Annotated in this window: 9 protein-coding genes; 6 read left to right on the plus strand and 3 right to left on the minus strand. The window is 37.7% G+C overall.

From position 1 onward, the window contains the following. Window positions 1–549 carry a ubiquinol-cytochrome c reductase iron-sulfur subunit gene (petA, locus tag ACFINI_RS02170; protein ID WP_375620691.1) on the minus strand — a complete coding sequence of 183 codons (549 nt, stop codon included), beginning with the start codon at window positions 547–549 and terminating at the stop codon, window positions 1–3. A gap of 725 nt (window positions 550–1,274) precedes the next feature. Here petA and ACFINI_RS02175 point away from each other — a divergent pair. Further along, entirely contained in the window at window positions 1,275–1,751 is a 477-nt protein-coding gene (locus ACFINI_RS02175) for a tRNA (cytidine(34)-2'-O)-methyltransferase (protein ID WP_375606355.1), read from the plus strand. A 485-nt stretch (window positions 1,752–2,236) separates the two neighbouring features. Here the strand turns inward: ACFINI_RS02175 and ACFINI_RS02180 are convergent, their stop codons facing one another. Further along, on the minus strand, window positions 2,237–3,490 hold the full coding sequence (locus tag ACFINI_RS02180; protein ID WP_375611172.1) for a CCA tRNA nucleotidyltransferase: 1,254 nt from the start codon (window positions 3,488–3,490) through the stop codon (window positions 2,237–2,239). 245 nt (window positions 3,491–3,735) lie between these two features. On the opposite strand from ACFINI_RS02180, the gene ACFINI_RS02185 reads away from it, so the two are divergent. From ACFINI_RS02185 to ACFINI_RS02205, 5 genes are all read left to right on the plus strand, one after another. Beyond that, window positions 3,736–4,767 carry an AAA family ATPase gene (locus ACFINI_RS02185; protein WP_375606357.1) on the plus strand — a complete coding sequence of 344 codons (1,032 nt, stop codon included), beginning with the start codon at window positions 3,736–3,738 and terminating at the stop codon, window positions 4,765–4,767. Continuing rightward, window positions 4,768–5,679: a DUF58 domain-containing protein gene (locus ACFINI_RS02190; RefSeq protein ID WP_375645504.1), complete on the plus strand. Its 912-nt coding sequence runs from the start codon at window positions 4,768–4,770 to the stop codon at window positions 5,677–5,679. Next, window positions 5,676–8,474, plus strand: a complete 2,799-nt coding sequence (locus tag ACFINI_RS02195; protein WP_375645505.1) for a DUF4159 domain-containing protein — start codon at window positions 5,676–5,678, stop codon at window positions 8,472–8,474. The genes ACFINI_RS02190 and ACFINI_RS02195 overlap by 4 nt, the downstream gene beginning before the upstream one ends. Continuing rightward, the gene (locus tag ACFINI_RS02200) at window positions 8,471–10,567 is read left to right on the plus strand and encodes a glutamine amidotransferase (protein ID WP_375645506.1); all 2,097 of its coding nucleotides are present in this window, start codon (window positions 8,471–8,473) and stop codon (window positions 10,565–10,567) included. Before ACFINI_RS02195 ends, ACFINI_RS02200 begins: the two co-directional genes overlap by 4 nt. 596 nt (window positions 10,568–11,163) lie before the next feature. Further along, a complete protein-coding gene (locus ACFINI_RS02205; protein WP_375611167.1) occupies window positions 11,164–12,048 on the plus strand; it encodes a metallophosphoesterase family protein in 885 nt (294 codons plus the stop codon). A gap of 1,376 nt (window positions 12,049–13,424) precedes the next feature. Here the strand turns inward: ACFINI_RS02205 and ACFINI_RS02210 are convergent. Further along, window positions 13,425–14,249 (minus strand): outer membrane protein, encoded by an 825-nt coding sequence (locus ACFINI_RS02210; protein WP_375612993.1) that lies wholly within the window; start codon window positions 14,247–14,249, stop codon window positions 13,425–13,427. Window positions 14,250–14,263: the final 14 nt, after the last annotated feature.

Below are 14,263 nucleotides of genomic sequence, written 5' to 3' on the forward strand. Positions count from 1 at the left end.
TTATCCTATTTTGAGCAAAGTATCAGAAAGAAATTGGTAAGGTGGAATAGTCAAATTATAGTTAGCTGGACCTGACCGCACTCTTCCAGCAGTATCATAAACAGACCCATGACAGGGGCACAACCATCCTCCAAATTTACCCGATTGCCCAAGTGTTACACAGCCTAGATGCGTACAAAGATTAATAACAATAAGCCAATTTTCACGTCCTTTACCTGCTGAACGCGCAAAATCTGTTGCTTCCTTTTCACCTTCAAGATTAGGATTGCGCGCTTGACGATCTTTTAGAAGTCTCAATTCAGTAGCGCGCGCATCAGCAATTTCTTTTGCCGTACGATTTCGAATAACAACAGGCTGTCCTCGCCACTTTACCGTTACTGACATCCCCTCTTCAATACCAGAAAGATCAACCTCAACAGAGGAAGATGCCAAAACAGCTTCATCTGGACGCAACTGACGGATAAAAGGCCACACAACCGCTCCCATTCCAACTGCTCCTGCAACAGCTGTTACCAAAAACAGAAAATCCCGCCTCGTTTGCTCACCCATGGACTTAACTTAAAGAGACACTTTGCTAAAACATTCTTTTACCATACCCTCTCCCATTGTACAATGCTTGATCACTCCGTTACCTCAACCATAAAAACATCCCCGTAAAAAACTCCTGCCATTTGTATGGTTTATACAAAAAACTGTTTTATAATGATAATTCATCGTTTTACAGAGTGAATGAAATCCCTAAACACCGTAAGGTTTTTTCATTTCAAACCTATTCATATTAATCAATCAAAATTACTCCCCCGCCCGTGAAAATCAGAGATAGCATGTAAATAAACACTTCTAAAGAAAGAAACATAGTCTTGTTATGACCATATCTCAGTAAACAAGTTGAGCTTATCGGTTATTTCTTTAACACATTTACAGCATCTCTCCCTCCCTCAATTCCAACTGGTTGCATGAGTATTTTTTTCGCTTCTGTTTTTGCATAAAAAGCATATTTTGTTGATTTTAATTAAAATGGATGATCCAACCTCATTAAATATCCCACTTTTCAACATAATGAGCCAATCCATTCATGGATCGCTCAATAAAATGCAGTCCCGAATAGGGAGCTTCTCTCTTATCCCAAACAGATCTGTATACATAACTTTTTCCCTGAAATTTAAAGGGTATAAAAATTAACCGTAAAAAACATGTATTTCTCAAAGCATATTCTTCGAATAAATTGTGGTATTTCTTTACAAAGTCGAAAGAAAAATCATATTACAGAGAACATGACACTTCATATAGCTCTTTTCCAACCTGATATTGCTGGTAATACTGGAACGATTTTACGTCTTAGCGCTTGCTTTGGTTTACATGTGCACATTATTGAACCCGCAGGCTTTAATCTGTCGGATCGTAATCTCAAACGCGCAGGATTGGATTATCTCGAATATGCGTCCTTAGAACGACACATTGATTGGCAACATTTTATAAGCTCCATGAAACACTTTAACCGCCGCCTGTTGCTTTTAAGTACAAAAGCAAAAACATGCTATACGCAGATATGCTATCAAAGAAATGATGTTTTACTTTTTGGTCGGGAATCAGCTGGAGTTCCCGATTATGTTCATGAAACGGCCGATTACACACTGAAAATTCCCATGCAACCACAGGCACGCTCTCTCAATCTCGCCATGAGCGTGGCTATAACAACAGGAGAAGCATTGCGCCAAATTGGTTATTATGAAAGAAAATGTATTTTATAAAAATATAAATTATCACGAAAAACAATAATACAACATATAAAGAACAGTTAGAGCGTATAATGCCTATCATTTTCAAACAATTAAGTGCTTGTAAAATAAACATTTCTTAGTACCCATCACATCCATTTCATATCACCTCATATCACCACCTATGAATGATTAAATACTCCTCATAGTAAAAATCCAGTGAACATCCCCCTCTTTATGGTCATACAAGGTGCAAACCGCTACCACTATTCTCTTTATTCGTTCTCATTTTCGAGAATCCTTATCTTTGAGATGATTCATAAGAGACATTTTTCCTCTCTGTAATCATTTTTCCTCACTTGTGACGTGTAAGGCAATAACTTTGATTGATGTAATATGAACAGGTTTGAAATAACCTTACAATATTGTGGACTCTTCTTTCACATGAATAATGATTATTATAAATTAATATGTTGACTTAAAAAATATAAAAAACAATGGGTTTATAAACAGAAATATTATAAATCAATTTTTTCTAATAGTGCATGACGATCCATTAAAAATCCGCTTTCAATCCATATCATTTCTAGCTCTTTAAGCTTTTTTCCTAAAAGTATACCTTTCGTAAAACCTTTTTTTATTAAATCGTTACCATTAATAGGAAAAGTTGGAATTTGCCATTTTTTGGCAAATTGATAAAGCTTGACATAACCCTCTGCTTTTTGCAAAGCATCACTTTTTTCCAGATGATCAAGATGTGATGCAGCGACAGACAACGATAATTGATCTAAAACTGGCTGTCGTCCATGAAAATAAATCAGTTTTTGCACAAAATGATCAGAACAGTTTTGGTTTATTATTTCTAACTCTGCCCATTCTTTTAATCGCGTTGTTTCCTTAAGAGAAAAACGCAAGCGCTGTGCCATTTCATGAAGACGCATGGGATCAGGAGGAAGAAGGCTTTCTAGCCGTAACAATGGATCAACTTTCCAACCAAAAGCCTGTTCTGTCTTCACCAATGCGTGAATTGCATCAATACCCCATCGTTCTGTTTCAGGAAAAATGAGTGCCAAAATTCTGCTTTGTCGCATCCATAAAAGAGCACGCGTTGGATCAAACGCCGCAAGAAGCTTTTTCATTTCTGCCCAAATACGTTCAGAAGAAAGTTTTTTTAAACCGTGTTTTAAACGAACACATGCCTTCAATCCTTGCACATCAGGTCGCCCTGCTCCATACCACGCAAAAAAGCGAAAAAACCGTAAAATACGCAAATAATCTTCGCCAATACGATCTTCTGCAACCCCAATAAAACGAACTGTTCGGCTAGCAATATCACTCAAACCTCCCACATCATCATAAAGGTTGCCAGCAGCATCACAATAAAGCGCATTTATCGTAAAATCTCGCCGTTCAGCATCTTTTTTCCAATCACGACCAAATGCCACTTTTGCATGACGACCATCTGTTTCAATATCGCAGCGAAGCGTTGTAACCTCATAAGAACATGAATGAGCAACTACTGTTATTGTACCAAAAGCAATCCCTGTAGGAATAGCTTTAAATCCTGCTTCTTCTACACGTGCAATAACCTGTTGCGGCAAACAGGTTGTTGCAATATCAATATCACTAATAGGCTGCCCTAGCAGTTGATTGCGCACTGCTCCCCCTACAATACGCGCCTCTTCCCCCTCCACAGACAAAACACGAAGAAGTGTTTGGATATCACTTTGTTGTAACCACGCAACCTGTTTGAAGTTCTGTCTTATATTCACCCTTTAACCTTTCAAAAAAGTTGTCTTCATTGCTTTAAAAAACTCTCTTCATAAAACAAATTTTTTAAGACATCCCTTATAAAGCACGTCTATTCTTCCAAAGAAACTTTTCTCTTCTATACGAATATGAAAAAAAACGGCATATGATACTTCATTTCTTCTCATTTTCTGTTACAAACAATAAGATATCCATTATCATGCAGAGAAAATTACCATTTTTGCGACAAACGCCTTAAGGAAGAAATATGAGTCAACATGATCCATCATCCAATTCTATAAAAAAGGTCAATATCAATCATGAAGCTCAAGTCATTATTGATGATATTGATACGGCACACAAAGAGTTGGATATTTTACAAAAAGAAATTGACAAAGTTATTTTTGGGCAAAATCAGGTAATCGAATATGCTTTAATCGCTATTTTTGCTGGTGGTCACGCCCTTCTTGTCGGGGCTCCAGGACTTGCAAAAACACGTCTTGTTGAAACATTGGGAACAGTCTTAGGGCTTGATGAAAAACGCATCCAATTCACTCCTGACTTAATGCCATCGGATATTATTGGTTCTGAAATTATGGATTCCGATAAAGACGGTAAACGTTCTTTTCGATACATTCAAGGTCCTATTTTCACGCAACTTCTCATGGCCGATGAAATCAATCGTGCTTCCCCACGGACACAGTCAGCCCTTTTACAAGCTATGCAAGAATATCATGTTACTGTTGCAGGTACCCGTTATGATTTGCCACAACCTTTTCATGTTCTTGCAACGCAAAATCCTCTCGAACAAGAAGGGACCTATCCACTTCCTGAAGCACAACTGGATCGCTTTTTGATGCAAATCGATATTGACTATCCTGACCTCACAACAGAGCGACGGATTATTTTAGAAACAACAAAAGAAAAAAAATCAAATGCAAAACCAATTTTATCCGGCAAAAAATTGCAAAAAATTCAAAATATCGTTCGCAAAATGCCTCTTTCAGAAAATGTGATTGAAGCTATTTTAAAAATTGTCCGCTCATCTCGCCCTCATAAAGACAATAGCCTTGCTAATACTTATGTTTCTTGGGGACCTGGTCCACGGGCATCACAAGCCCTTTCACTTTGTGTTCGCGCTCGTGCTCTTTATTATGGACGCTTAGCCCCTTCACTTGATGATGTTGAAGCATTGGCCTATCCCGTATTACAACACCGCATGGCTCTTAATTTTTCTGCCCGTGCTGAAGATATAACCGTAAAAGATATTATTAATAACCTTGTGAAAGATGCTCTTTGAATGGCTCTTGGCAAAAAAGTTTTACAAAAGCCTCCATTGTCGCTGGCAAATGAACTGCATAAGGATACTGGCAAAATGCCATATTTCCTTTTACAAGCGCGTCATATCGCTAATACATTGATAACCGGATGGCATAGACAACGTAAAAGCGGTAATGGGGAAAACTTTTGGCAATTTCGTCCCTATATGGAAGGAGAATCCATTAGCCGCATTGACTGGCGTCGCTCAGCGCGTGATGAAAATACATATCTCCGTGAACATGAATGGCAAATGACACAAACCGTTTGGCTTTGTCCTGATCAGAGCGCATCAATGCATTACTGTTCGCGCTTTTCTAAAATCTCTAAAGGTAATCATGCCACTCTTCTTACCCTTACCTTGGCATCCCTTCTTGAACGCAGTGGCGAACATATTGCTATTCCCAACTTAATGTCCCCCACAATGACATCCAATGTCGTAGAACGAATAGCCTTTGCTTTAGAAAATCATTCAGATGAAAATTCATTTCCGGATTTTTCAACGATTACACGCTTTTCACATGTCGTTATAATGAGTGATTTTCTCGACTATCCTGAAAAAGTCATCCAACATTTAACCGCTTTAACTACAAAACAGGTAACAGCGCATTTAATTGAAATTTCTGATCCCGCAGAAGAAAGCTTCCCCTATACAGGTCACACAGCATTTTTGGATCCTGAAACGAAAGAGAAACATGTTTCCACTAAAGCAGAAGATCTTCGTAAGAGCTATTGTAAACTATATCACGCAAGGCGACAAGAATTGGTAAATTTTTGCGCACGCCAAGGATGGTCTTATCACGTTAGTACAACGGATCAACCTTTAACAGAGACCATTTTTCATCTCGCAAATACAATGAGCGACTCTCCATTGCAAAAAAGGAGGGCACTTTGAGTTTTGCTGCTCCCTTTCTGTTACTAGGGCTTTTGTTCCTACCGGTCATTTGGTGGCTGTTGCGGATAACTCCTCCATCTCCGCGTAAAGAGCTTTTTCCCCCTTTTCGCTTCTTACCCAAACCAACTCATCAACAAGAAACAGCAAAACATACACCTTGGTGGTTGCTCTTGTTGCGTTTAACCATAGCGGCACTTGTTATCATAGCTCTAGCACGCCCCACTTGGAATCAAAAACCAATAAGCTTTTCTGGGTCTCAACCCCTTGCACTCATTATTGATAATGGTTGGGTTTCTGTAAAAGAATGGAAACAGCGCATCTCTATCGCTGAAATGCTCCTTGCACAGGCAGAAAAACAGCAAAAAAATATTTATCTTGTTGCAACGGCTGAAAATAATATCTCCAATATAGAGCCCCAACCAGCCAAGATTATAAAACAGCATTTAATGCATTTGCAACCGCGTCCTTGGCCTGTCAACCGTGTGCATGCCTTCAAAAAACTCAGCGAAATAACCAAAGGAAAACCTCTTGATATTGCTTATTTAAGTGATGGATTACAAACAAATGAAGATGAGCAAGCTTTTGCTCTTCTTGAAGAATTAAAACCTAGAAACTTCTTGTGGTATTTGACTGATATTTCCGATTTAACCGGCATAACATCCATAGAAAATAACAATGGAAACATGGGCGCGCGTATTATCCGCTCAACAACACACAGTAATACTCCCGCTATACTCAGCCTTTACGATTCAAATAATCAACTTCTCGGTCAATTTACGAACAATTTCTCTGAAGGAGAAACAACAGCACTTGTTCCTTTTAATGTACCACTTGAACTACGCAATGATATCGCTTGGATAAAAATAAACAATCAAAACCATGCTGCTGCAACCTTCTTGGTAGACAGCCATAACAGGATAAGCCGTGTTGCTCTTCTCTCACCCGATACTAATGAAATGGCACAGCCTTTACTTGCTCCATTTTATTACATTATCAAAGCCTTACAAGGTCATACACAGCTTATAACAGCCGGTGGAAGAGAACTTTCAACGGATATTGATCATTTGCTTAAACAAAATCCATCTGTTTTGATTATGGGTGACATTGTTAACATACCCCCAAAAGCAGAAAAAAAACTTTCTGATTTTGTGAATAAAGGGGGAACACTCATCCGCTTTGCAGGAGAAAAACTCAGTAGCGCAGAACATTACGATAACCTTCTTCCGATACCACTGCGCCCAGGTCAACGTTCCCTTGGAAGTATTATGTCTTGGACAAAACCACAAAAGCTTGCCCCTTTTGCAAAAAATAGCTTTTTCTTTGGTCTTCCCTTTCCAGGAGATGTTACTGTCTCGCGCCAAATCCTCGCAGAACCAACCCCAGATCTTTTTGAAAAAACGTGGCTTAGCCTTTCGGATGGAACTCCTCTTATTACCGCAGCAAAACGTGGTAAAGGAACCCTCATTCTCATTCATGTTGCTCCTGACCCAACATGGTCTAACCTTCCTCTTTCTGGCTTTTTTGCACAAATGCTGCAAAAATTAATCACATTAGGTTCTAACGAAAACACAAACCTAACACACAGAGAAAAAAGAACAGTGATACAAAACCCTTGGCGAACTATAGCCGTTGACGGACAATTACAAGTACCACCCTCTGATGTTGTTCCTTTGATCTTTGACTCTCAAAATCCACCCCATCCTTCCTACCATACTCCCCCAGGACTTTATGGTGCCAAAAACAATTTTTATGCACTCAATCTCTTAACTCATTCGTCGCACTTGATGAAACAATCATCATTGCCAACTTCTCTTAATAAAAGCCCTTTATCTTACGATACAAAAGAAAAAAATCTTATCGGTCCACTTTTAGGATTAGCCATCTTATTATTCGCCTTTGACAATTTTCTCATTTTATGGATGGGAGATATTTTTTCTTTCATGAAACGGCGTAATATGTTTCTCGTCCCCTTTATAAGTCTTATTGCCTTGTTTTCATATGATCCAACTCTTCATGCACAAACGAAAGAAAATCATCATGATAGTGTACAAGCTGCTGGCGCAACACATCTTGCCTATGTTATAACCAATAATCATGAAATTGATACAACGAGTAAAAGTGGTCTAGAAGCGTTAAGTCAATTTATCGCAGAGCGCACAATGCTTACCCTTGGCTCTGTTACAGCACTTGATCTCGATAAAGATGAACTCTCTTTTTATCCTCTTATTTACTGGCCAATTGATGTTAAGAGTCCTATACCAACCCCCAAAAGCCTTGAAAAAATAAATAACTTTATGAAACATGGGGGAACAATTTTATTTGACACGCGCGATCAGATAAAGAGCAATCTTAATCTTGAAGGAGACGCTACTCCAGAAACGCAAAGATTACGAGATATCTTAAAAGAGTTAAATATTCCATCCATTGAGCCAGCATCAACAGATCATGTTGTTGCACGTTCTTTTTATATTATGCCAGATTTTCCTGGTCTCTACCGTGGTTCACCTTTATGGGTTGAATCCTCATCAACAAACAAAAAAAATAAAAACTCTCTTGCCAACGGCGATAACGTAAGCTCCCTTCTCATCACCGCAAATAACTTTGCTGGGGCTTGGGCACTCGATGAAAAAGGGGCATGGAAATATCCCCTTGTTCCCAATGATCCAATGCAACGTCTATGGGCATTTCGTGCAGGTTTAAATATTGTCCTTTATGTGCTTACAGGAAACTATAAAGCGGATCAAGTGCATGTTCCAGCACTCTTGGAACGCTTTAAAAGAGAAAGAAGGCAATGATATCATTTTTCACTTTTCAGCCTTTTTTACCACTCTTTTGGATTCTGCTCTTAAGCGGAATATCGATTCTTTTTGTCGTTGTTGGTCTTGTTACGCAACGGCAAGGTTCTTTATTTCGTCTGATGACATTAAGCGCCCTTATCCTTGCTTTGCTCAATCCAATGATCATAAAAGAACAGCGCGAACCACTGAAAAGCACAGTAGGCATTGTCATTGACCGCAGCAAAAGCCAATCATTTGGAACACGTACAAATGATAGTGATGAAGCGCGCAGGCAATTAGTCGAAACACTGGCGCATTATCCACAATTTGAACCACGCTTTATTGAAGCTGGGAAACTTGCTGATAATCAATATGCACCCTCAACGAATTTGTTTGAAGCTTTAACACAAGCATTATCTGATGTACCGTTCTCTCGTTATGCAGGAACCATTTTTATCACCGATGGACAAGTGCATGACATCCCTGACCTATCAGATCTTCATCATGAAGCACCTCTCAATGCCCTGATTACAGGATACTCAGATGAATTTGATCGCCAAATCAAGTTTATTTCTCCTCCACGCTTTGCCCTTGTCAACAAACCACAAACGCTCTCCATTTTGGTAGAAGATAAAGGCCTCGCCAAAAAAACAATATCAGAGAAAGCAAATATTACACTAAGCGTCAATGGACAAGACATTGGCCATTATTCTGTAACTCCTGGCGTGATTTTTCAAACTGAAATTACCCTTCCTCATGCTGAAAAAAATATTATCCAAGTTATAACTGATCCACACAAAGGTGAACTAAGCTTGGAAAACAACCGCGCCATAACAATTATTGAAGGAATCAGAGAAAATTTACGCGTTCTTCTTATTTCAGGTGCTCCTTATAATGGAGAACGGACATGGCGAGACCTTTTGAAAGGTGACTCCAATATTGATCTTGTTCACTTTACTATTTTGCGTCCCCCCACCAAAGCAGATAATACGCCCTCAAGCCAATTATCCTTAGTGGTCTTTCCCACAAGAAAACTCTTTGTTGAAGAAATTAATAACTTTGATCTCATCATCCTTGATGGCTACCAGCACTCTACTGTTCTCCCCTTAATCTATTATGATTATATCGCCCAATATGTACAAAAGGGGGGTGCATTGTTGATGGTAACAGGACCTGAATTTACCCAAAAAAACTCACTTGCGAAAACACCTTTAATAAGCATTCTACCGGCATTGCCCAATGGAACTATTATTGAAAAACCTTTTCGCCCCACATTAACCAAAGAAGGTGAGCGCCATCCTGTCACAAGGGGTCTTGCAACACTTAACCTTCCCGCTTCTCAATGGGGGCAATGGTTGCGACAAATTGCTATTCAAAACATAAATAACGGAATCGCCCTCATGAAAGGAGCGGATGAACAACCACTTTTACTTCTCTCCCATGTTGATAAAGGACGTGTGGGCATGTTGCTTTCTGATGAAAGTTGGCTTTGGGCACGAGGTTTCGAAGGCGGTGGTCCTTATGCTGCTCTTTATCGTCGTATTGCCCATTGGCTCATGAAAGAACCAGAACTTGAGGAAGAAAAATTAAGTGCGACCAGCAGCCATCATCATTTAACAATTCGCCGCCAAACTCTAAAAGACCATCCAGAACCCGCTGAAATAATCTTTCCCTCTGGAAAAAAAGAAAATATTACTCTGACCAAAGAGAAAGAAGGCCTTTTTACTGCAACTGTGACCACTGATGAGACAGGAATTTTTAACATTAAAAATGGCGGTTTAACAATACTTTCTTCTGTAGGGATGCTCGATAATCTTGAGTTGTTTGACTTGATTTCAACACAAGAAAAACTAGCCCCCATTATTAAGCACACTGGTGGCTACATCGGACGTTTACACCCTGAAGGAAAAGACAACATTCATCTTCCTCCATTTAAGCTGATTCAATCAAAAATAAGTCCGTCCTCTTCCCCAACACATTCAATTGTTCTGAAAGAAGCAACAGAAACCCGTTTAATCAATACCTTTTATTTTTCGATATTTTCTGGTTTTTTTGCACTGCTTGCTTGCCTTTTACTGTTGAGCAGCATGTGGTATTATGAAGGCCGTTAAAAAGTCTGAGATTTCGTATAATAGTTTTTAAATTTAACTTATCCTTTTACGTATTTACTTGTCTTTTATAATTATATAACGTATTGATTTATAACTAAAAATACAGTGGAATTCTCCTTATTTCCAATGTCCTCATATTAAAACAATAAAAAACATTCTCTTGCGTATTATTAGAAGAGATGCTGTATGGATAGAAAACATCGAAGAAAAGAGTGAAATACCTCTTATGAATCCTCTTAAAACAAAGCTAGGATTTTCATAAAATTGGGGGAAAATAGTACGATGTTTTTTATTTGCACCTTGTATAAGCGTAGAGATGGTAGTGTACAGTAAGCCCTATATAGTTCACAGAAGCTTTCTATTATAGTATCGAATACCGGTCGTGAAATTAGCTCAAACGCATTGAGAAATGTTTTTTTACAAATATGTGAATGTATAACACAATGATATTTTATTAGGGATATTCTATTTAGAACATTCCGCTTGAGACATTCTTTTTTGCAAGCTAATTTTCATTTTACAATCTTTCTTGCCTTTAAGCACTAACTTATCTTATGTTTATTCTTTAAATCGTTTTTAATACTCTACGAGCTTTTATGTTTTATCTTGCCCATATATCGGATGTACATCTTTCCCCTCTCCCGCAACCTTCCCTTTTTGAACTTTCTGGGAAACGTCTTACCGGTTATCTGAACTGGCAAAAAAAACGTAAGAGTCAGATGGCAACAGATGTCCTAGAAACTTTAATAGATGCCTTGAACAAAACAAAACCTGATCACCTTGTGATCTCTGGTGATCTTGTAAATCTTGCTCTCGATAAAGAATTTGTACAAGCTCATCGTTGGCTACTTAACCTAGGAAAACCTCAAGATATTTCTTTGACATTTGGAAATCACGATGCCTATGTCCGGGGCGCTTTACAAAAAGCATGCACTCTCTTTAAACCTTGGATTACAGGTGACATCCCTCAAAAAAGTGCCTTTCCTTATATGCGCATTCGCAAAGATGTTGCCATCATAGCAGCTTCTTCAGCCATTGCGACATTGCCTTTTCAAGCTTCTGGCTATTTTGGTAAAATGCAAGCGCAAACTTTACCGCTCTTTTTAAAGGAAGCAGCACAGCGCAACCTTTTTCGTGTCGTCATGATTCACCACCCCCCCTTTCCAAAGGCAACGTCTTGGCATAAAAAACTACGGGATATAAAACGTTTTCTAGACATTATCAAATACCACGGTTGTGAGCTTATTCTTCACGGACATACTCATTTACCCACATTGAATTACATTGAAGGACCAATTAAAAAAATTCCTATTGTTGGTGTTCCTTCCGCATCACAAGCTTTTGGTGATAAAAAACCGCCCGCAGGCTTTAATTTATTTTCCATTGAACGCTTACAAAATCAATGGCATTGCCAATTACAACGTTATAGCATTATCAACCCCAAAAACGAGATTGCATGTACTGAAACAATTAATCTTTAAACACCTTCATAGTTGCCCAAACAACAAAAAATAAAAACATTTTTATTTCACATCCCTTTGGAAATCATAATTCTTATTTCCCTTTTTCTCCTTAAAAGATAAAGTTTCACCTTCTCTGTCAATAGATCAATTTTTCTCAGACAGTTCCATCTGCTGCCCCACTTATGTGACTAGCTTTTTACAAACTTATCGGTTTTCTTCCTTCCCGCTCTAAAGGACGAAAATTCTACCACATCTGATTTATAAATAATTCGGATTCTTGTCTCACGGGTTCCAGCTGCTAATTGCGCATGTGATTTACTTCACAAAGCTCTACACATAAACCCTGCTTTGAATTTCATCATCCACTCCTCCAAAAGCATCTAATGCCTAAAATCCTTATATTATTACAATGATGATATTTTATAGAATAATAGAGACGCTCATTCAGCTTCTATACCTGAAAATCAATGGCTAAAAAAGCCAAATAATAACTAAAGTATATAATTTAAATAACCCAACCTACTTGTGATTCATAAACAAATGATGTTGATTGATTTATCGTAAATAGATTTGAAATGATCCATTACTATTTCACTCGAAATTTATTATCGTACATTAAAAAATTAGGAAAATAATAGATTATATTTCGATAACAGACATAGGTAATAATGTTTTTTATGTCTCAATAAATTCCTAATTTTCTCTCTATTTTTTCCTATAAATCACTTTATAATACTCTTTATAATTATTTTATTATTGAATTATATTGCGGATGTAATTTTACGTTCTTTAGAATTTTTTTGCGAGCTTTTTGTTATTAAATAAAATATTTTACGATACCGCAAAACAGAAAAGTTGATTGTATGAAAAATCTTTCAAATAAAATAAAATGCCATTAGCTTGCCAATTCACATGTTGGTTTAAAAAAGCATCTTTTAAAGCACCCAAACCCATTTCCCGACGGTACCTATGAATGATGTAATGTTAAGTCCATTTAGCAACACCATCTTCACGTTTATGGAAAAGCAAGCTAGTATCAAAATCTCACACTTTGCCACCCCCTAATGTAGCGACAGCCTTTAGCACTTAAAATGGTTCATAAGAAGCATTTTTATTCTTTCTTTAATGTTTTTATCTCACGACGCCCCCTCTTTTTGACGTGCAAAAGACATGGTTTTGATCGGTTCAATATGGTATAGGTTTAAAATGAGAAAATCTTATGACACTTGGGTCTCTCACTCAACATGACAAAAAGTAATTTATGTTTACAAATCAAAGTATTGTTCGAATAAAATAGTAGCTCTTTTGAGTAAAGGATATTTACTAGAACATATCTGAAAAATAAAAGCCTCATTCGAAAATGAGACTTTTGAAGTGTTTAATTCTGCAAAAAATTAAAATTTATAAGCTACACCCACACGAAAATCATTTGTCTTGTAGCCCATTTCAAATTTATCCTGTATGAACTTCTTTTTGCCAAAATCTGAATAACGATATTCTGCACGTACAATAATATTATCAGTCATTGCAAAATCAATACCACCTCCAAGGGTATAACCAATCATGGTCTTTTTTTCATCATGCAACCAATCAGAAAAATCAACTTCTCCATTTTTGCTATCAGCTACTGCCGCAAAAATATTCTGAAGCTGCGTATAAGCAATCCCTCCAGAAATATAAGGCATCATACGCTCAATCGCAAAACCAACTCTCACCCGTGTAGCACCAGCCCATTTTTGTTTTAAAGTATGACGTACAGCTTTAATAGGTGTTGTCGAATCCTCCTCATGCAAATCTCTTGTTAGACTTGTTTTTTCTACAAGTTTTGGTGTTTCTTCAGTTGGACTTTTTTTCGGTAGATTGACATCTTTAGAATCCTTTTTACCAAACCACATAATATCTGTATCAATACCTATAATAAAACTATTATCGATATCAATATTGGAACCTGCATAAACTCCCCCGATAAAACCAGAAAGTTTAGGTAAATTCTCCTTTCCAATTGGATTCCATATCCCTGTCTCATGTTTTAAATAACTTGCAGTTGTTTTACCTGAAAAGTTACCAATCTGTCCTCCAAGATAAAATCCTGTCCAAGACAAAGCAGGTGCTGGAATAACAGGAACAGGTTGTTCAGGAATAACGATATCCGACGCCTGTACTACAGAAATTGAAATTAAAGAAAATATAGATGTTGAGGCTAAATACTTTGTAATCATAATTGCTCCCCTAA

The organism is Bartonella sp. AA56HLJMS, assembly GCF_042197145.1.
Lineage (GTDB): Bacteria > Pseudomonadota > Alphaproteobacteria > Rhizobiales > Rhizobiaceae > Bartonella.